The 17,505-nt window shown below is 58.8% G+C and carries 18 protein-coding genes; 11 read left to right on the top strand and 7 right to left on the bottom strand.

What is annotated here, in order from left to right; translation table 11 throughout:
• Positions 1-84 precede the first annotated feature (84 nt).
• On the bottom strand, positions 85-846 hold the full coding sequence (locus P3G59_RS17570) for a gamma-glutamyl-gamma-aminobutyrate hydrolase family protein (protein WP_277758290.1): 762 nt from the start codon (positions 844-846) through the stop codon (positions 85-87).
• Between the two features lie 282 nt (positions 847-1,128).
• On the opposite strand from P3G59_RS17570, the gene P3G59_RS17565 reads away from it, so the two are divergent.
• The 5 genes from P3G59_RS17565 (at position 1,129) to P3G59_RS17545 (ending at position 7,306) form a co-directional block, all read left to right on the top strand.
• Positions 1,129-2,505 (top strand): glutamine synthetase family protein, encoded by a 1,377-nt coding sequence (locus P3G59_RS17565; RefSeq protein ID WP_277758289.1) that lies wholly within the window; start codon positions 1,129-1,131, stop codon positions 2,503-2,505.
• A gap of 267 nt (positions 2,506-2,772) precedes the next feature.
• Positions 2,773-4,263: an aldehyde dehydrogenase gene (locus P3G59_RS17560; RefSeq protein ID WP_277758288.1), complete on the top strand. Its 1,491-nt coding sequence runs from the start codon at positions 2,773-2,775 to the stop codon at positions 4,261-4,263.
• Positions 4,264-4,312: 49 nt separating this feature from the next.
• Positions 4,313-5,596 carry an FAD-binding oxidoreductase gene (locus P3G59_RS17555; protein WP_277758287.1) on the top strand — a complete coding sequence of 428 codons (1,284 nt, stop codon included), beginning with the start codon at positions 4,313-4,315 and terminating at the stop codon, positions 5,594-5,596.
• Between the two features lie 488 nt (positions 5,597-6,084).
• The gene (locus tag P3G59_RS17550) at positions 6,085-6,633 is read left to right on the top strand and encodes a cupin domain-containing protein (RefSeq protein ID WP_007950154.1); all 549 of its coding nucleotides are present in this window, start codon (positions 6,085-6,087) and stop codon (positions 6,631-6,633) included.
• A gap of 148 nt (positions 6,634-6,781) precedes the next feature.
• Complete coding sequence (locus tag P3G59_RS17545) at positions 6,782-7,306, top strand: hypothetical protein (protein ID WP_277758286.1); 525 nt, start codon at positions 6,782-6,784, stop codon at positions 7,304-7,306.
• Here P3G59_RS17545 and P3G59_RS17540 read toward each other — a convergent pair.
• Positions 7,221-8,009 (bottom strand): DUF4225 domain-containing protein, encoded by a 789-nt coding sequence (locus P3G59_RS17540; RefSeq protein ID WP_277758285.1) that lies wholly within the window; start codon positions 8,007-8,009, stop codon positions 7,221-7,223. The genes P3G59_RS17545 and P3G59_RS17540 overlap by 86 nt on opposite strands.
• Complete coding sequence (locus tag P3G59_RS17535) at positions 8,002-8,502, bottom strand: Hcp family type VI secretion system effector (RefSeq protein WP_277758284.1); 501 nt, start codon at positions 8,500-8,502, stop codon at positions 8,002-8,004. The genes P3G59_RS17540 and P3G59_RS17535 overlap by 8 nt, the downstream gene beginning before the upstream one ends.
• Before the next feature lie 301 nt (positions 8,503-8,803).
• Between P3G59_RS17535 and P3G59_RS17530 the strand changes: the two genes are divergently transcribed.
• Positions 8,804-9,088, top strand: a complete 285-nt coding sequence (locus P3G59_RS17530) for a hypothetical protein (RefSeq protein ID WP_277758283.1) — start codon at positions 8,804-8,806, stop codon at positions 9,086-9,088.
• A gap of 78 nt (positions 9,089-9,166) precedes the next feature.
• On the opposite strand, the gene P3G59_RS17525 is transcribed toward P3G59_RS17530, so the two are convergent.
• Positions 9,167-9,598, bottom strand: a complete 432-nt coding sequence (locus P3G59_RS17525; RefSeq protein ID WP_277758282.1) for a hypothetical protein — start codon at positions 9,596-9,598, stop codon at positions 9,167-9,169.
• 166 nt (positions 9,599-9,764) lie between these two features.
• On the opposite strand from P3G59_RS17525, the gene P3G59_RS17520 reads away from it, so the two are divergent.
• From P3G59_RS17520 to P3G59_RS17510, 3 genes are all read left to right on the top strand, one after another.
• On the top strand, positions 9,765-10,154 hold the full coding sequence (locus P3G59_RS17520; protein WP_277758281.1) for a hypothetical protein: 390 nt from the start codon (positions 9,765-9,767) through the stop codon (positions 10,152-10,154).
• Positions 10,155-10,169: 15 nt separating this feature from the next.
• Positions 10,170-10,592, top strand: a complete 423-nt coding sequence (locus P3G59_RS17515; RefSeq protein ID WP_277758280.1) for an HD domain-containing protein — start codon at positions 10,170-10,172, stop codon at positions 10,590-10,592.
• A 141-nt stretch (positions 10,593-10,733) separates the two neighbouring features.
• Positions 10,734-11,753 (top strand): AbrB family transcriptional regulator, encoded by a 1,020-nt coding sequence (locus P3G59_RS17510; RefSeq protein ID WP_277758279.1) that lies wholly within the window; start codon positions 10,734-10,736, stop codon positions 11,751-11,753.
• 231 nt (positions 11,754-11,984) lie between these two features.
• On the opposite strand, the gene P3G59_RS17505 is transcribed toward P3G59_RS17510, so the two are convergent.
• The 3 genes from P3G59_RS17505 to P3G59_RS17495 are packed head-to-tail and all read right to left on the bottom strand — an operon-like array spanning position 11,985 to position 15,652.
• A complete protein-coding gene (locus tag P3G59_RS17505) occupies positions 11,985-13,010 on the bottom strand; it encodes a DUF2955 domain-containing protein (protein ID WP_277758278.1) in 1,026 nt (341 codons plus the stop codon).
• Entirely contained in the window at positions 13,000-14,106 is a 1,107-nt protein-coding gene (locus P3G59_RS17500) for an HlyD family secretion protein (RefSeq protein WP_277758277.1), read from the bottom strand. The genes P3G59_RS17505 and P3G59_RS17500 overlap by 11 nt, the downstream gene beginning before the upstream one ends.
• Positions 14,099-15,652, bottom strand: a complete 1,554-nt coding sequence (locus P3G59_RS17495; RefSeq protein ID WP_277758276.1) for a TolC family protein — start codon at positions 15,650-15,652, stop codon at positions 14,099-14,101. Before P3G59_RS17495 ends, P3G59_RS17500 begins: the two co-directional genes overlap by 8 nt.
• 120 nt (positions 15,653-15,772) lie before the next feature.
• Here P3G59_RS17495 and P3G59_RS17490 point away from each other — a divergent pair, with 120 nt between their 5' ends.
• A complete protein-coding gene (locus P3G59_RS17490; protein WP_277758275.1) occupies positions 15,773-16,291 on the top strand; it encodes a transporter suffix domain-containing protein in 519 nt (172 codons plus the stop codon).
• Positions 16,292-16,605: 314 nt separating this feature from the next.
• Positions 16,606-17,391, top strand: coding sequence for a DeoR/GlpR family DNA-binding transcription regulator (locus P3G59_RS17485; RefSeq protein WP_277758274.1), 786 nt, complete (start codon positions 16,606-16,608; stop codon positions 17,389-17,391).
• Positions 17,392-17,505 lie beyond the last annotated feature (114 nt).

Genomic DNA, 17,505 nt, shown 5'->3' with positions numbered 1-17,505 from the left:
GTTGTTTTCACGGATGACGGATGCGCACACGCACAGCCGCCGACCCCGTGGGGGCAGTAAATCGTTACGTATTCCTGGGTTGGGTCAGCGCTGGTTGCGCCGCGCCGCCCGCTGCCGGCAAGCCTCGCCGAATGCCTGGAAAATCTTCAGGTAGTTCGGGTTATCCAGCACTTGCCATTCCGGGTGCCATTGCACGCCGAGGGCGAAGGTCGGGCTGTGCTCGACCGAGACCGCCTCGATCAAGCCGTCCGGCGCCACCGCTTCGGCACGCAGGCCGGGGGCGAGGCGGTCGATGCCCTGGCTGTGAATCGAGTTGACCGGGAACTCGCCCGGCAACCCCAGCGCTTCGAACACACCGCCAGCGAGCACGCTCACCGCATGGGCCGCTGCGTACTGCACGGCCACGTCCGGACTGTTGGCCTCACGGTGATCGAGCATGCCCGGCAGCTCATGCACCTTTTGATGCAGGCTGCCGCCGAACGCCACGTTCATTTCCTGGAAGCCACGGCAAATGCCGAGGACCGGAACGCCCGCCGCGATGGCTGCACGCAATAAAGGAAGGGTAGTGGCGTCCCGCGCCGGATCGTGATCCGTGCCGGGGGCGCTGGCCGGGCCTTGATAGTGGAAGGGTTCCACGTTCGAGGGCGAGCCGGTCAGCAACAGACCGTCGAGTTGACCGAGCAGGTCTTCGATTTCGGTCAGCTTGCCAAGGGAAGGAATGACCACTGGCAGCCCGTTAGCGCCAACGCTGACAGCACGTACGTACTTGTCGCCGCTGATGTGATAGGGGTGCAGGCCGATCTGTTTGACGCACGCAGTAACGCCGATCAATGGCTTGAATGCCATTTTTATTCACCTCGAAGTTTGACACTTGAACGAGCTTTTCCGGAGCTTAGCCTCGTTGATTTTAATTAACAACTGCCATGTAAAAAATTCTAAACGCCGTTCATCCTATCTTCATGATTCTCTGGGCTGTGGCGCCTGTATTGGCACGCAAGTGTTAAAAAAAGCCCGAAAAATAAACTCTGAGCGGCCATCTGTTCGCTATTGACTTCACTTTGCCGTTCGGGTTGACTGGCTGCGTGAAAGGGCAGTGAACATAATAATTAACAGCTAAATAGGTGCATCATGTCGGTCCCTCTGCGTACCGTTCAACTCAACGAAGCAAACGCATTCCTTAAGAAATATCCTGAGGTTTTGTACGTCGACCTTCTGATTGCGGATATGAACGGTGTGGTGCGCGGTAAGCGCATCGAACGCACCAGTCTTCATAAGGTTTATGAGAAAGGCATCAACCTGCCGGCCTCGCTTTTCGCGCTCGACATCAACGGCTCCACGGTGGAAAGCACCGGCCTGGGCCTGGACATCGGCGACGCTGACCGCATCTGCTACCCGATCCCCGGCACCCTGAGCATCGAGCCGTGGCAGAAGCGCCCAACCGCACAACTACTCATGACCATGCACGAGATCGAAGGCCAGCCGTTCTTCGCTGACCCGCGTGAAGTGCTGGCCAACGTAGTGCGCAAATTCGACGACCTCGGTCTGACGATCTGCGCGGCGTTCGAACTCGAGTTCTATCTGATCGACCAGGACAACGTGAATGGTCGTCCGCAGTCGCCACGTTCGCCGGTTTCCGGCAAGCGTCCAGTGTCGACTCAGGTTTACCTGATCGACGACCTCGACGAATACGTCGACTGTCTGCAAGACATCCTCGAAGGCGCGAAAGAGCAGGGCATCCCGGCTGACGCGATCGTCAAGGAAAGCGCCCCGGCGCAGTTCGAAGTCAACCTGCATCACGTCTCCGACCCGATCAAGGCGTGCGACTACGCCGTCCTGCTCAAGCGTCTGGTGAAGAACATCGCCTACGACCACGAGATGGACACCACCTTCATGGCCAAGCCGTACCCGGGCCAGGCGGGCAACGGTCTGCACGTGCACATTTCGATCCTGGACAAAGAAGGCAACAACATCTTCGCCAGCGAGGATCCCGAGCAGAACGCCGCACTGCGTCACGCGATCGGCGGTGTGCTGGAGACCCTGCCTGCGCAAATGGCGTTCCTCTGCCCGAACGTCAACTCGTACCGCCGTTTCGGCGCGCAGTTCTACGTACCGAACTCGCCGAGCTGGGGCATCGACAATCGCACCGTGGCCGTGCGCGTACCGACCGGTTCGCCGGACTCCGTGCGCATCGAACATCGTGTCGCCGGTGCGGATGCCAACCCGTATCTGTTGATGGCTTCGGTGCTGGCCGGTATTCACCACGGTCTGACCAATCAGATCGAGCCGGGTGCCCCGGTGGAAGGCAACAGCTACGAGCAGAACGAACAGAGCCTGCCGAACAACCTGCGCGACGCACTGCGCGAGCTGGACGACAGCGAAGTTATGGCCCGCTACATCGATCCGATGTACATCGACGTGTTTGTCGCGTGCAAGGAAAGCGAGCTGGCCGAGTTCGAGAACTCGATCTCTGACCTTGAGTACAACTGGTATCTGCATACGGTGTGATTGGCTTGGGCCCTCAAAAGCTGAAGAGCCCCTCACCCTAACCCTCTCCCGGAGGGAGAGGGGACTGACCGAGTTGTTTGTGGATATCCGGCGACCTGAACGATCCAGTTGATTATGGATTCGGCAAGATGTTTCAGGTCGGCGGAGATTCTGAGCATCCCCCAATCGGTCCCCTCTCCCTCCGGGAGAGGGCTAGGGTGAGGGCAGCCATCTCAAACCAAGCACAACACCCCGACACCCCCAATTCCCCCTTGTCGAGCCACAACAATGACAACGACCCGCAACGACTGGGAACAACGCTTCCAGTCCCTGACCATCGAATCCCGCGCGTTCATCAATGGTGAATACCGCCCGGCAATCAGTGGCGACACCTTCGAATGCCTGAGCCCCGTCGACGGCCGTTTCCTCGCCTCCGTGGCCAGCACCGATGAAGCCGACGCCAACCTCGCCGTTGAAGTCGCGCGCCAGTCTTTCGAATCCGGCATCTGGGCGAAAAAAGCCCCGGCCGAGCGCAAGCGCATTCTGATTCGCTTCGCCGATCTGATCCTGCAGAACCAGGAAGAACTGGCGCTGCTGGAAACCCTCGACATGGGTAAACCGATCAGCGATTCGATGAGCATCGACATTCCGGCGACCGCCAACGCGATCCGCTGGAGTGCCGAAGCCATCGACAAGATCTACGACGAAGTGGCCGCCACGCCGCACGATCAACTCGGCCTCATTACCCGCGAGCCTTCCGGCGTCGTTGCGGCCATCGTGCCGTGGAATTTCCCGTTGATCATGGCCAGCTGGAAATTTGCCCCGGCGTTGGCAGCCGGCAACTCGTTCATTCTCAAACCTTCGGAAAAGTCGCCGCTGACCGCGATCCGCATCGCCCAGCTCGCGCTGGATGCCGGTATTCCGAAAGGCGTGTTCAACGTCCTGCCAGGCTTCGGTCACACCGTCGGCAAGGCGTTGGCGTTGCACATGGATGTCGACGTGCTGGCCTTCACCGGCTCCACGGCGATTGCCAAGCAACTGATGATCTATGCCGGCCAAAGCAACATGAAACGCGTCTGGCTCGAAGCAGGGGGCAAGAGTCCGAACGTGGTGTTTGCCGACGCACCGGATTTGCGCGCGGCAGCACAAGCTGCGGCCGGCGCCATTGCCTTCAACCAGGGCGAAGTGTGCACCGCCGGCTCGCGTTTGCTGGTCGAGCGTTCGATCCGCGAGCAATTCATTCCACTGCTGGTGGAAGCGCTGCAAGCGTGGAAACCAGGCCACGCACTCGACCCGGCCACCACCGTTGGCGCCGTGGTCGATCAGCGTCAACTCGACAACGTGCTGCGCTACATCAGCATCGGTCGCGAGCAGGGCGCCGAGCTGATCGCCGGCGGCCAACGCACCCTTGAAGAAACCGGTGGCCTCTATGTGCAACCGGCGCTCTTCGACGGCGTGACCAACGCGATGACCATCGCCCGCGAAGAAATCTTCGGCCCGGTGCTGTCGCTGATCACTTTCGACACCGCTGAAGAAGCGTTGCAGATCGCCAACGACAGCATCTTCGGCCTCGCCGCCGGTGTCTGGACCAGCAACCTGAGCAAGGCGCACACCTTCGCCCGTGGCCTGCGCGCCGGCAGCGTATGGGTCAACCAGTACGACGGCGGCGACATGACCGCGCCGTTCGGTGGCTTTAAACAGTCGGGCAACGGTCGCGACAAATCGCTGCACGCGTTCGACAAGTACACCGAGCTGAAAGCGACCTGGATCAAGCTCTGACTCTATTACAGCGGTGGTCGCCTTCTATTGGCGACCCTCGGAGAAACGTATGAAACAGCAACACGTAAACAGCTACTACGCCGCCACCCGCAACGAAGTCATCGACTTTCCGGTTCTGGAAGAAGCGGTGGACTGCGATGTCTGCATCATCGGCGCCGGTTACACCGGCCTGTCCTCGGCGCTGTTCCTCACCGAGGCCGGCTACAAAGTGACGGTGCTGGAAGCGGCGAAAGTCGGCTACGGCGCCAGCGGTCGCAACGGCGGTCAACTGGTCAACTCGTACAGCCGCGACGTCGACGTGATCGAAGAGCGTTATGGCGACAAGACTGCGGAAATCCTCGGCAGCATGATCTTCGAAGGCGCCGACATCATCCGTTCGCGCATCAAGGAATACGACATCAAATGCGACTACCGCCCGGGCGGTATCTTCGCAGCGATGAACAAAAAACAACTCAACGGACTGGCCGAGCAGAAGCGTGGCTGGGAACGTTACGGTAACCGCAATCTGAAGATGCTCGACGCAGCGGACATCCGTCGTGAAGTCGGTTCCGATGCTTACGTCGGTGGCCTGTTGGACATGCAGGGCGGCCACGTTCACCCACTGAACCTGGCGCTCGGTGAGGCGGCTGCGATCACGCGTTTGGGCGGCAAGATCTACGAGCAGTCTGCTGCCGTGGAAATCAAATACGGTGAGCCGAACATCGTGCGTACCGCCAAAGGTCAGGTTCGCGCCAAGTACCTGCTGATCGCCGGTAACGCTTATCTGCCACAAGGTCTGGATAACCGCGTGACCGCGAAAAGCATGCCGTGCGGCTCGCAGATCGTCGTCACCGAACCGTTGACCGAGAAACAGGCGCGCAGCCTGATCACCAACAACTACTGCGTCGAAGACTGCAACTATCTGCTGGATTACTACCGTCTGACTGCCGACAACCGTCTGCTCTACGGCGGCGGCGTGGTCTACGGCGCGCGTGAACCGGACGACATCGAACAACTGATTCGCCCGAAGATCCTCAAGACCTTCCCGCAGCTCAAGGACGTGAAAATCGACTACCGCTGGACCGGCAACTTCCTGCTGACCATGTCACGCATGCCGCAATTCGGCCGTATCGAGAAAAACGCCTATTACATGCAAGGCTACAGCGGTCATGGCGTCACCTGCTCGCACCTGGCCGGCAAACTGATCTCGGAAATGATCCGCGGCGACGCCGAACGTTTCGACGCCTTTGCCTCGCTGCCGCACATGCCAATGATCGGCGGCCGCACGTTCTCGGCGCCACTGACCGCCCTCGGCGCCGTGTACTACTCGCTGCGCGACCGTTTCGGCATCTAAGTTACCTCCCCGGCGGCGGTCCCCAAGACCCCGCCGGTTTTTTACCTGACACCCCAAAGCTCCAACTGTACGAGTGAGCCTGCTCGCGATGAGGCCAGCGAAGGCGTCATCGCTCCAACAGAAACACCACAAACCCTGTGGGAGCTGGCTTGCCAGCGATGACGGCCTGACAACCGCCACAAAATCAACTGACACAAAAGAGATCCAACTGTGGGAGCGAGCCTGCTCGCGAAGAGGCCATGTCAGCCACCATCCCCGTCGTCTGACACTCCGCTTTCGCGAGCAGGCTCGCTCCCACAGTGCCTGCTTTAACAAGGCAAGAAGGACTTTTACCCCACCGTCCATCGAACCTGCTGAGCAACACCGGCAAACGTGATTTAATAGCCGCCTTTCACGGTTCCGGGACACGGGAGCAACGTGATCCGCGCCTCGCGCGGCACCCGCCACCCACCCCCATTACCCTTAAGTACTACTCACATAAGGCTGTCATGGATACGGGTTCTCGACTCAAACTAGTACGCGAAAGCTACAAACTCTCCCAGCGCGAGCTGGCCCGGCGTAGCGGCGTGACCAATGCCACCATCTCCCTGATCGAACAGAATCGCGTCAGCCCCTCCGTCAGCTCCCTGAAAAAGCTGCTCGAAGGCATACCGATGTCCCTGGCCGACTTCTTCACCTTCGACCAACCCCCGCGCGAACACCAATACGTCTTCCGCGCCAACGAACAACCCGACCTCGGCCGCCACGGCCTGCGCCTGCTGCTGATCGGCGCCTCCGTACCCAGCCGCCAGATGCGCCTGCTGCGCGAGCAATACGCACCGGGCGCGAGTTCCGGGGAAGAGCCGATCGTTCACGCCGAGGGCGAGGAGTGCGGGCTTGTCACCCGTGGCACGGTGGAGTTGACCGTTGATGGTTCGGTGAGTGTTTTGAATGCGGGGGATGGGTATTACTTCCCGACGACGCTGCCGCATAAGTTCCGGAATATCGGGGCGGATGAGGCTGAGATTATTAGTGCGAATACGCCGGCGAATTTTTGATTGGTGCTTCACGTAACACATTCGCTGCAAACAAATCCGACATCTTTTTTGAAAGTGTCGGATTTTTTTTGAATAAAGAAAAGTTTGTAGGAATGATGGTTTTTATTTGTACGAAAATTCTGAATGAGTGCGTGATGGTGCAAAGTTAATGGCGTTGCGATTTTACCGGCATGTTTACATTGCTTGGTTGTTCAATTTTTCGAGACTGGAAAGTGGTCTTGAACGTTTTTTGAGTGAATTAATGAAGCTGGATGACCTTCGGTATTATTTTAGTGCTTTCTGTCTCGTTGCCGGTTCTGCTGGTTTCTGGGCGGTAATGATTGTGAGTGGTATTCGTCATTTCTTCGATCTCGAGGGAGGGTTGCTTTGGGTAGTGTTCTGGGGTGTTTATTTATTTTTTATGGTGTTTGATTTTGTATATAATCTGCCGCGACTTCGTAACGTGCTCCGTGGCGAGATGATTGAGGAAAAATATTATAGTTTACGAGTTGCATGGGTACAGATAGGTGTTGTGTCTATAACCGCGACCTTCATTTTTACTCCTTTTTTAATGGAATTTGATTTTTTTGTTGATGTCTCTTATTGGGTTATGGCTGGAGGACTGTTTTTTTTGTTTCTTGGGGTGTTTTGTTATTTGAGTTTTTTTCAACGTTCATTTTGCTCTCGTCGTTGATAAATCTATCAGCTGATAATTTTGCAGGAATTGATTCCTTTATAATCGTACTCAGTGTGGAGCTGTCTGCAAAAGCTTCGAGTGTTAGTGCGAGCGATCCCATTTGTTTGTAGCCGCGCTCGTAGTTTATCGGGTCTTTATTGAAAAGCTGTACCGTGTCAGGCTTTCGAACAAGGTTCATCATTCCGTTAATAGATAGGTAGAAGTCGAAGGTGTAATAGGCCAGGTTACCATTTTCAAGGCCGAAAATTTTCTGATAAGCCATCCTTATAGGCCCCAAAATACTTGGTTTTTCAGGGCCGACGTAGATGTTCCCCACCCCCTCGTAAATGTTGTTGATGCCATGAGCCACTAGGGCAGCGCCCTTGACGCTGTCCCTCCCTCGGCTAGCTGAAATTACTAAAGCGCCAGCCTGAAGTTGCAAGCTTCCTGCAGCAATACTCACACCATTCTGAAAATAAAACATCGACTTGGTAGAAAGCTCTGAGTATTCATTTCTTAGTATTTGCAATCCTTGCTTCGCACTAATAACACCTTCATCCACCGCCCGAATAATCTCATTCGCATAAGACGACACGATCTCGCCAAACCTGAGCTGGCTGAAACTGTCGTACAACTGCGTGGCGCCAATCTGGCAGCCGAAAGCGACCAAGTCCGACGCGGCGCGGGTAACGTCGTTAATGTCGCATGAGTCCTCATTCATCGTTATTTCCCCAGCTGCTGTAGCCGCACGTACCCGCTTGAATATGCGTCCAACTGATTTCGCGATAAGTGAACGAAACCAGTTCCTGTGGTTGTGCGTCATTGAGGTGAATGGCGTGGGGTACTTGAAGGTTGATATGGGCGACTTTGGCGCCAGTTATGTGGATTTTGAAATATTTATCTTGAGTGCCGGCGGGCGAGGTTCGATAGAAAAATATTGTGCATTCCAGCACTTCGCGTTCGTGAAGTGCGGCGGACAGGAGGGGGGAGGATTTGTCGATGTTCTTGGTGATCATGATTGGCAGGTGTTGGCCTCGGTCGGCGCCAACGCCACCGTTATTGCCGGTGGTCATGTTGTGTGAGTAGGCCAGCACCATGATTTCATCCTGGTGGCCCAGCTGGCATTTGTTGCCGATTGAACTAGTGTCGGAACATCCGCCGGAGATTAGTCCCTGTCGGTTTCCTGTGATAGTCATGTAACTGTGATTGGCCATGGCTACTCCGCTTTGCCAAAAAGATTAGTCTTGTCTGCAGAGTAACCGTCAAATAAGCCCATGGCCGAGAGGCAGAGTTTCAGTGTTTTTGAAACTCAGACAGGTCTTACAGGAGCAGCGGAAGTCGGGAAGTGAATGTTCTGAAGTGGCAACAAAGTTATGTCCGATTTTAAAGCCGCTTCGTGTCCCGGTGTCGAAATTGCGCGCGCCTTTTGGGCGATAACCATTCGTCCGACACACCGCACCTTCTTCGCACAGCCTCTTCCAATGCTGTAACCCACCCAGCAAAGGAAAAGCCACCATGCTGAACCATAAAATCGCGGTGTTAACCCTCGCGGCGTTGCTTTCCGGCAGTTCGCTGTATGCGATCGCTGCCGGCGAAACATCTACCCCGACAGCCAACGACGGCACTAGCCAGACACGTGATCCGGCGTCTCCAGCCACCAATGCCGACCCGGATGCCAATTCGCTGCCCAAGGGTGGTGATGGTGGCAAGACCGACAATGGGCCGGTGCCTTCTGCTTCCAAGCCCAGCCCTGCGGGTCAACCGACCGGTAGCAGCAGTGGCGGTAACGGCGGTGGTTAACGGATATTGCGCACTAAAAAAAGCCCGGTCTTTTGAGCCGGGCTTTTCTTTGCCTATCGCCAACGCGGTATCAAACGATTACTTCGACTTCCAGCGCCCCCCACCACTTTCACAATCAATCTTCGCCTGCCCCAGATCCTCCGTACCGTAGTAATACGTGGTCACTTGCGCACCTTCCGGGATGTTCAGCGCCTTGGCGTTTTTATCCTTGCTGGTGGAGTGCGGATTGGCCAAGGATTCCTGGGTGAGGGTGGCGATGCAGGTGGCTTGGTAATGGTCGTCGCACTGTTGGACCTTTTTCTTGACGGCGTTGACCATGTCTTTGCTTTCGTTGCTGCATGACCAATCGATTGCGTTGACGGGCACGCCCTCGTATTCGTAGCAACTGTGGCCTGAGACGGTGGGCACGGAGGCGCTGGAGGAGCGGGTTTCGACGTCGCAGCCTTCGGCCATGACACAGGTGGGAATGACGGCGAAGGTGGCGAGCAGAAGCAGGAAGCGAATGTTCATCGGGGTTTCCTCTTCAAGGGCGCCGTGTCTGATCGAAGATTCTGGCGCTTTAAGGTTTCGAGACGGCGCAGAGGAGGGAGGTTCCATCGGGTTTTTGATTTGCTCCCGTGGCGTACACTGCGAAACAATCGGAAACATTCAGCGCCCAAGGATTGGAACATTGCCCATGATCGAAATCGGCAGCCGCAACAATGCGCCCCCCTCGCAGCATCCATTCCACGACATCTATCTCTTTCACATTGATCCTGCAAAGCCAGACACGCCTTTCTGTTTCGAGCAGTCGATGTCTGGCGGGCACATGGAACATGGCGGTGCCCGGTGGTTGGCGCTGGATGAGCTGGACGCCTGGCCCGGTGAGTGGCGTGAACATCTGCAGAGGGCTGATTGCGCGTGGGTTGCCGAGTTGATCGACGCCCATCCAGAAGCCGATCAGGGCACATTGGTGACACTGATTCTTCAGCGTCATTGCGCGGTAGCCAAGCCAGTCGGACGCCTGAAGGCAATCGGCAACTGGCTCAAACGCAATATCCATGTCGGCGGCCGCTACGGTGTTTAATCCTCGGAGATTCCCATGACCCAGACCCTCGAACGCGCTATCGCCATCGCCGCCACGGCCCATGCCGGGCAGGTCGACAAGGGCGGTGCGCCGTACATCCTGCATCCGCTGAAAGTCATGTTGCGCATGAGCACGCTGGAAGAGCGCATCGTCGCCGTGCTGCACGACGTGGTCGAGGATTGCGCTGTCAGCCTCGATGACTTGCGCAACGAAGGCTTCAGCGAAGAGGTACTGACGGCGATTGCGTCGGTGACCAAAGTGCCCGGCGAATCCTATGAAGATTTCGTCGACCGCGCCGCACAAAACCCGATCGGTCGGGTGGTCAAGCTGGCGGATCTGGAAGAGAACAGCGACCTGTCACGAATCGCCTCGCCAAGTTGGGAAGATCTCGAACGAATCGAAAAATATCGTCGCGCGATTGGCCGGTTACGCGCATAAAAACGAATACATCCAATGTAGGCGCTGCCGAAGGCTGCGATCTTTTGACTTTGTTTTTTAAGATCAAGATCAACAGTTCGCAGCCTTCGGCAGCTCCTACACAGGTTGTGATGTGTCAGTTGAATAGCCAGGAAGGCGACTATGAAATCCATTCTCTGTTTGTTGATTGCTGCCGGTTTCGGCGCGCTATTGCAGTTCGAAGGCGTGCCCCATGGCCTGCTGTTGGGGTCGATTGTTGTCACCGCTTTGTTCGCCAGTAAAACCGGCATCGCGCCGGCAACTCCTTATGGGCTGGGCTACATCCAAGTCACGCTGGGCATCGCCACCGGGCTGATGTTCGAAGCGTGGGACAGCGAGACGGCGCCAACGATGTTGCCGAGCCTCGGCGTGTTGCTGATCTGCCTGACGGTGCAGATCGCGTTGGCCGGGTGGTGGTTGACGCGCGGCGCAGGCTGGAACCGCACCGATGCGCTGTTGGCGGTTTATCCTGGCGCACTGGCGGCGGTGTTTGATTTGCTGGAGTCGGAAAAGGCATCGAGCAAGGTCATCATCGTGCACCTGATGCGGTTGCTGCTGATCACCGTGTTGGTGAGTTTCCTGATTCCCGGCCAAGCGGTGATCGCGGTTGCCGATGGTGATCCTTTGACCACCGGCATGGCATTGACCGCTCTTTCGGTGATCGCGCTGAGCGTGCTGCTCGGACGCGTGCTGCTGGTGATCGGCGTCCCGGCGCCGTTCATGCTCACGGCGATCATCATCACGGCGGTGTTTGTGAAGTCGGGATGGCTGCACGGTTTTCACATGCCGGACTGGAGCCTGAATCTGGCGGCGCTGATTCTCGGCGTGCGGATCGGTTCACGGTTCCAGGGCCTCGGCTTCGCGGAACTGGGGCGACATGGCCGCACGGCGTTGGTCTCGGTCGGTTTGATGATCGTGGTCGCAGCGGTATTTGCTGAGGTGGCGGCGCGTTGCTTGGGCAGTGATGCGTTGTCGCTATGGTTGGCGTACATGCCGGGCGCGATCGAGACGATTGCGATTGTCGCGTTTGGTGGCGGACTGAATGTGGTATTTATCCTCACGCATCATTTGAGCCGGATGGTGCTGCTGCATTTTGCGCCGGCGTTGTTGGTGCAGGTGCGGCGGGTGCGCGAACAAGCCTGACCGGAGCCACTGATGCCAGCATGTTGCGGCGTGTCAGTTAGATCCATCCCCTCACCCCAGCCCTCTCCCCCAGGGGGGCGAGGGGGAAGTGAGCCGATCGCGGGCTGTTCAAAACTTGAGTTCGGCTCGATATACCAGGTCGGCGTAGCTGGAAAAAACACCTCGGTCAGTCCCCTCTCCCTCTGGGAGAGGGTTAGGGTGAGGGCGCACCACCGCCCACTGCCGCGGCTATCAGCTCACGCTGTGACGCCTTGGTGAGGGCGCTGCAAGCAAATGCATCATCACCGCGCTGTACAGCGTCACCAGAATGAACAGGCCCATACGCACGGCGAACGCGGTGTAGACATCTTTGCCCGCCGCGCTGTCCTGCACCGATTGGCCGAGCAGGATGATCATCGTCACCAGGGTGTTGAGCCAGAAACCCGGACTGAACCGCGTCGGGCTGAGGCGATAGAGCTTGCGTGCCACCCACAGGCCAAACAGCAGCATCCACAGAAAGAACATCCACAGGTGCACGAACAGGCTCAAGCCACACCAGAGCAGCACCGCCAGCACACCGGCGAGCAAGGTCGAACCGAGCAGTTCGCGCCCGGCGTGATGGGTGTGGCTGGTGGAGCTTTGTTGGCCGAGGCTGACCGCTTTGAGGATGATCGGCATATAGGTCGCCGGATCGCTCAAGGCCAGCAAAAACGTCGGCAGCACGATCAGCGTGGCGCGCAGGGCCACGCGCGGGACTTCTTCGGCAGGCATCGCGGCGGGTTTGGGGGGCGCGGGGCTATCGGGCCGCTCCGGAAACAGTGCGTGACTGATACCGACCACGGCGACTGCCAGCAACAGACCTTTGATCAGCGCACCGATCACCGCCATCGCCAGATCGAATTCGGTAAACCCGGCGGCGGAAATCATGGTCATGCCGATCACCAGAAACGTCACGATCAACGGGTTGCCACCGTGCAGGCCGAAGCGAAACACCACAAACAAGCCAAGGCCGATCAATAACACGCCGCTCACCGGGTAATAGCGCAGCAACGGCACCAGCAGCAGGCCAAGACTGGTGGTCAACGCAGCGACCAACGCCAGCACCAGCGCGCCTTTGAGCGGCAACGGGCGGGGCAGGCTGGCCAGCAATAACACCGCCAGCACTGGCGAGATAAACGCCAGCGGCAGCGCCAGTGCATAACTGGCGGCGGTGCACAGCGCCGTACCGAACGCCAGGCGCAAGGCCCGTTGCGCCGGGATGCTGCGCTCAGTAGGCATACGACAGCCAGCTCATCAAACCGACGAACAGCCGCCCCAATGGATTGAGCGGATTGCCTTCGCTGGGAAAAGCCATGACTTCAGCCTGACCGCCGGCGCGGATCGCGCGGCTATCGAACAGGCGCTTCTTCGCTTCTTCCGTGAACTCGATGATCACCGGGAAACGTTGTGCCGGGCGCAACCAGTCGCGGCTGTTCTGGATGCTTGGCAGGGTGCCGGGGGCCGGGGGCTGGCCGACGCTGACGCCATAACCGACGCTGCGCACCCGGCCATTGAGCACTTCGCCGGGCAACGCGTCGAGGACGATGGCCACCGGAGTTCCGGGCTGGATGCGGCCGAGATTGTTTTCGGTGAGGTCGGCGCTGATCCACACGTCATGAATCGCGATCAGGGTCATGACCGGGCTGCCGGCGGCGGTGAACTGACCGATGTCCGTGCGCAGGTCGGTGATCAACCCGGCCGACCGCGCGCCGATGCGGGTGTTGGCCAGATCCAGTTCGGCCTTGGCCAGAGCCGACGCGGCGCTGCGCAACTGCGCGTTAGTGTCGGTGTTGCCGCCTTCCTGCTCTTGCGCGCGTTGCACTTCGGCGCGGGCGGCGGCGACTTGGGCGACCGCTTGCTCGCGGTTGGCTCGGGACACTTCCAGCAGCCGTACCGAGACAGTTCCGGGATCCTGTCTGTACAAGCCTTCAAGCCGTTGATTGTCCTGGCGCGCCTTGAGTTCATTGGCTTGCGCGGCGCGTAATGAAGCTTGAGCCGAGGCGATGCCGGCGGTGCTGGCGCCGACCTGGCGGCGGGTCGATTCGAGATCGGCTCTGGCTCGGTCTACGGCAATTTGCAGTGGCTGCGGATCGAGTTCGAAGAGCGTGTCGCCAGCCTTGACGTCCTGATTGTTGCGCACGTTGACGCGGATCACTCGCCCGGCAACCTCCGCTGCCACCGGAATCACGAACGCGCCGACCCGCGCTTGCTGGGTGTAAGGCGTGTAGCGATCGGCGAGCAGATACCAAGCCAGGCTCAGCACGATCAACAGCAGCACCCAGCGCATGCCTTTTTTCGCCGGATCAGTGGGAGCGGGCGTCACGTTGTCAGTCATGGCGGCTTACCTGCGAAGGAATGGGATACGCGGGCCGGGCGGGTGGTGCGCTGAGCAAATCGCCCCAGTCGGTGCGTTGCTGCATCTGCTGTCGGGTCGGCTCGTCGATCGGCGGCGCGCTGCTCTGCCAACCGCCACCGAGCGCCTTGTATAGGGCGATCAGATTGCTCACGGCATTGCTGCGGCTGACCAGATAGTTGTCCTGCAATTCCAGCAGTGCGCGTTGCGCGTCGAGCACGCGCTGAAAGTCCGAATAGCCCTCGCGGTATTGCGTGTTCGCCAACACCAGCGAACGCCTCGCCGCACCTTCGGCTTCGCGCAAAATACGTTCGCGCTCCAGCGCTTTGCTCAAACCGCTGGCGGCGTCGTCAGCCTCGCGCGCGGCCTGGCGAACCTTGTCGCGGTAGGCTTCGATCAATTGCTGCAAGCGGGCGTCCTGCACCCGCACGTTATTGCGGATACGCCCGTAATCGAAGATGTTCCAGCGCAGGCTCGGGCCGCCGATCAGGTCGAGGCTGCGCGGTGTCGCGCCGAGGGTGTCGCTGGACCAGACGATGCTGCCAAGCAAGGTCAGCGACGGATACAGATCGGTCTCGGCCACGCCGACCAGCGCCGATTGTGCGGCGACATTCAGTTCCGCCGCGCGCACGTCCGGACGACGCAGCAGCAGATTGGCCGGGACGTCTTGCAGCACCGCGCGTTCCACCAAGGGAACCAGCCCGGTCTGTTCGGCCGGCAGCGCCGCGCCACCGGGCGGCTGCCCGACCAGCACCGCCAGGGCGTTGCGTGTGCGCAGCAATTGATCTTCGAACGCGGGGAGGCTGCTCAGCGTGCCGAGGTATTGGGTCTTCGCCTGTTGCAGATCGAGTTCGGCGCTCTGGCCACTGGTGAAGAGCTTTTCGGTGATCTCGAAATTGCGTTTCTGCTGGACGGCGTTTTCCCGCGCGACGCGCAGCCGTGCTTCGGTGGTACGCAGGGAGAAATAGGTGTCGGCGACCTGCGCGCGCAGCAGCACGAGGGCATCTTCGTAATTGGCCTGGGCGGCGAAATATTGCGCATCGGAGGATTCGATGGCACGGCTGAAGCGGCCCCAGAAATCCAGTTCCCAGCCAACATCGAACGCCGCGCTGTGTTGCCAGAAGTGCAGGTCCTGTGGGTTATTGCCGCCAGACTGATGGCGGTCGACATACAGGCTGTCGACGCTGACCTGTTGCAGTTGCGGGTAGCGACCGCTCTCGGCGATGCCCAATTGCGCGCGGGCTTCGAGTACCCGCAGCCCGGCGATTTTCAGGCTGCTGTTATGCGCATCAGCCTCGGCGATCAAACGGTCCAGTACGGGGTCGGCGAACACCTGCCACCACTGGCGCAGATCCGGTTGGGCGGCGCGCGCGCTGGCCTGCTCCAGTGCCGCGCTGTTCCATTGCTTGCTCCAGACTTCTGCCGGTGGCTGGAAATCCGGCCCAAGACGCACGCAACCACTGAAGCTCAGCGCGCCGAGCAAAAGCAGATGACCGGGCCGCGTCAGCAGGGCGGTTGTGGGAAGCATTGCGTAGGTTCCTGGCCCGCAAATATCAGTGGAGCATAGACGGCGGATTGCCGCTTGTTCGGGCAAATCTACTGCTACGCTTTTGAGGCACCGAACCTCCACCCACACAGGTATGAAATCATGGACACTGCCCAAGATCCGGTCACAGCGCCGACGCCCGCGACCTGGCGCTTCAAGGTCGGTGTGGCGATCATCTGCCTGATGCTCGGTTCGTGGCTGATGGTGCCGCTGGCTGCCGCCCTCGACGTCCCCGGTTCGAAAGTGGCGGCGCTGACCGGTGTGTTGTTTATCAGCAACAAGGTGTTGTTGCTGCTGGTGATTGCGGTGATGGGCAAGGCCGGGTTTGCCGAGCTCAAGCGCACCATTGGCCGGCATGTCTCGGGGATGCTGCCGACGCCTGTCGCCGAAGTCTCGCCGCTGCGGCATCGGGTGGGAGTGGTGATGTTCTGCCTGCCGTTACTGACGTCCTTTCTGGAACCGTATTTCGATAACTTCTGGCCAGGGTTGCGGCCTAATCTGTGGCAGCTGCAACTGCTCGGGGATTTGTTGTTTGTCGGCAGTTTTTTTGTGCTGGGCGGCAACTTCTGGGACAAGGCCCATGCGTTGTTTGTGCGCAAGGCACGGGTAGTGGCGGATTGAACGCAGAGTGCAGGGGGCGAATATCAAATCTGTTGCGGTGTTCGTTTCCAAGGGATTGGTTTTTGATCAGGCGTGACCCAGGGCGATCGCAAACGACACGACGATCATGCACGCAAACGCAAAATTGAGATTCATGAGCTGTTCATCCTGAGCCTTTGGAAGTGTGGTCATTCTGAACAGGTTGAAAGCCAAGAAAAAATTCGCCTTGTCGATTCCAAAGATCGAAACAATTGATACCCGGTCGGTTTGTGTTTACGCGGGGCTTTCGCTAGTCTCGCAAAAACCTGCAACTACAAGCACAAACAGGCACAACCATGCACGATCACTCCGCGGCCGAACTGCCATCTCTGCGCCGACAGAAAATCCTTTTACTCCTCGAACGTGATGGCAAAGTCATGGCCTCCGAATTGAGCCAACATTTTGCGGTGTCCGAAGACACCATCCGCCGTGACCTCGCTGAACTGGACAACGCCGGGCTGGTGCAACGCGTGCACGGTGGGGCGTTGCCGCGCCCGAAAGATTCCGGCAAGGATTACTTCACCCGGCTGGACGAGACGGATGAGGTGAAAATTCGCCTGGCGCAACGGGCGGCGCAGGCGGTTGAGGACGGTCAGATTGTGCTGTTCGATTCCGGCTCGACGACGTTGCAGGTGGCGCGCTCGTTGCGTGCCGATATCAGCATCACGGCGGTTACCGCTTCACCGATGACGGCGATTGCCTTGTCCGAGTTCAAGGGTGTGAAAGTGATTCTTGCCGGTGGGCAATTGAACCCGCGAACGATGGCGGCGGGTGGGCATGAGGCTCTGCGGTTATTGGCCGGGATCAGGGCGGATCTGGCGATTACCGGCGTCTGTGCGATTCATCCGGAAGTGGGCATCACCTCGCTGCATTTCGACGAGGTACCGGTGAAGCAGTCGATGCTGGAGGGCGCGGCGCGGGTGATTGCGGTGACCACAGCGGACAAGCTGGGGGCGGTGGAGCCGTTTGTGGTGGCGCCGTGCACTCGCCTGCATACGCTGATTACCGAGCAGCATGTGGCGTCGGGGAGTGTCGAGGATTACCGGCGGTTGGGGATTGTGGTCGAGCAGCTGTCGGATTGAGTTTATGTGGTGGAGCTGAGGGCCTCATCGCGAGCAGGCTCACTCCCACAATGAATCTTCAGTGAACCGATGACCCTGTAGGAGCTGCCGAAGGCTGCGATCTTTTGATTTTGA

It is taken from the genome of Pseudomonas sp. A34-9 (assembly GCF_029543085.1).
GTDB lineage: Bacteria > Pseudomonadota > Gammaproteobacteria > Pseudomonadales > Pseudomonadaceae > Aquipseudomonas.
The sequence above is the reverse complement of the archived record's forward strand: the minus strand, read 5'-3'. Positions and strand labels throughout refer to the sequence as shown.

Bases quoted from the DNA above. Each gene is read 5' to 3' on its own strand.
- P3G59_RS17570 (WP_277758290.1), bottom strand. From the start codon at position 846: ATGGCATTCAAGCCATTGATCGGCGTTACTGCGTGCGTCAAACAGATC.
- P3G59_RS17565 (WP_277758289.1), top strand. From the start codon at position 1,129: ATGTCGGTCCCTCTGCGTACCGTTCAACTCAACGAAGCAAACGCATTC.
- P3G59_RS17560 (WP_277758288.1), top strand. From the start codon at position 2,773: ATGACAACGACCCGCAACGACTGGGAACAACGCTTCCAGTCCCTGACC.
- P3G59_RS17555 (WP_277758287.1), top strand. From the start codon at position 4,313: ATGAAACAGCAACACGTAAACAGCTACTACGCCGCCACCCGCAACGAA.
- P3G59_RS17550 (WP_007950154.1), top strand. From the start codon at position 6,085: ATGGATACGGGTTCTCGACTCAAACTAGTACGCGAAAGCTACAAACTC.
- P3G59_RS17545 (WP_277758286.1), top strand. From the start codon at position 6,782: ATGGCGTTGCGATTTTACCGGCATGTTTACATTGCTTGGTTGTTCAAT.
- P3G59_RS17540 (WP_277758285.1), bottom strand. From the start codon at position 8,009: ATGAATGAGGACTCATGCGACATTAACGACGTTACCCGCGCCGCGTCG.
- P3G59_RS17535 (WP_277758284.1), bottom strand. From the start codon at position 8,502: ATGGCCAATCACAGTTACATGACTATCACAGGAAACCGACAGGGACTA.
- P3G59_RS17530 (WP_277758283.1), top strand. From the start codon at position 8,804: ATGCTGAACCATAAAATCGCGGTGTTAACCCTCGCGGCGTTGCTTTCC.
- P3G59_RS17525 (WP_277758282.1), bottom strand. From the start codon at position 9,598: ATGAACATTCGCTTCCTGCTTCTGCTCGCCACCTTCGCCGTCATTCCC.
- P3G59_RS17520 (WP_277758281.1), top strand. From the start codon at position 9,765: ATGATCGAAATCGGCAGCCGCAACAATGCGCCCCCCTCGCAGCATCCA.
- P3G59_RS17515 (WP_277758280.1), top strand. From the start codon at position 10,170: ATGACCCAGACCCTCGAACGCGCTATCGCCATCGCCGCCACGGCCCAT.
- P3G59_RS17510 (WP_277758279.1), top strand. From the start codon at position 10,734: ATGAAATCCATTCTCTGTTTGTTGATTGCTGCCGGTTTCGGCGCGCTA.
- P3G59_RS17505 (WP_277758278.1), bottom strand. From the start codon at position 13,010: ATGCCTACTGAGCGCAGCATCCCGGCGCAACGGGCCTTGCGCCTGGCG.
- P3G59_RS17500 (WP_277758277.1), bottom strand. From the start codon at position 14,106: ATGACTGACAACGTGACGCCCGCTCCCACTGATCCGGCGAAAAAAGGC.
- P3G59_RS17495 (WP_277758276.1), bottom strand. From the start codon at position 15,652: ATGCTTCCCACAACCGCCCTGCTGACGCGGCCCGGTCATCTGCTTTTG.
- P3G59_RS17490 (WP_277758275.1), top strand. From the start codon at position 15,773: ATGGACACTGCCCAAGATCCGGTCACAGCGCCGACGCCCGCGACCTGG.
- P3G59_RS17485 (WP_277758274.1), top strand. From the start codon at position 16,606: ATGCACGATCACTCCGCGGCCGAACTGCCATCTCTGCGCCGACAGAAA.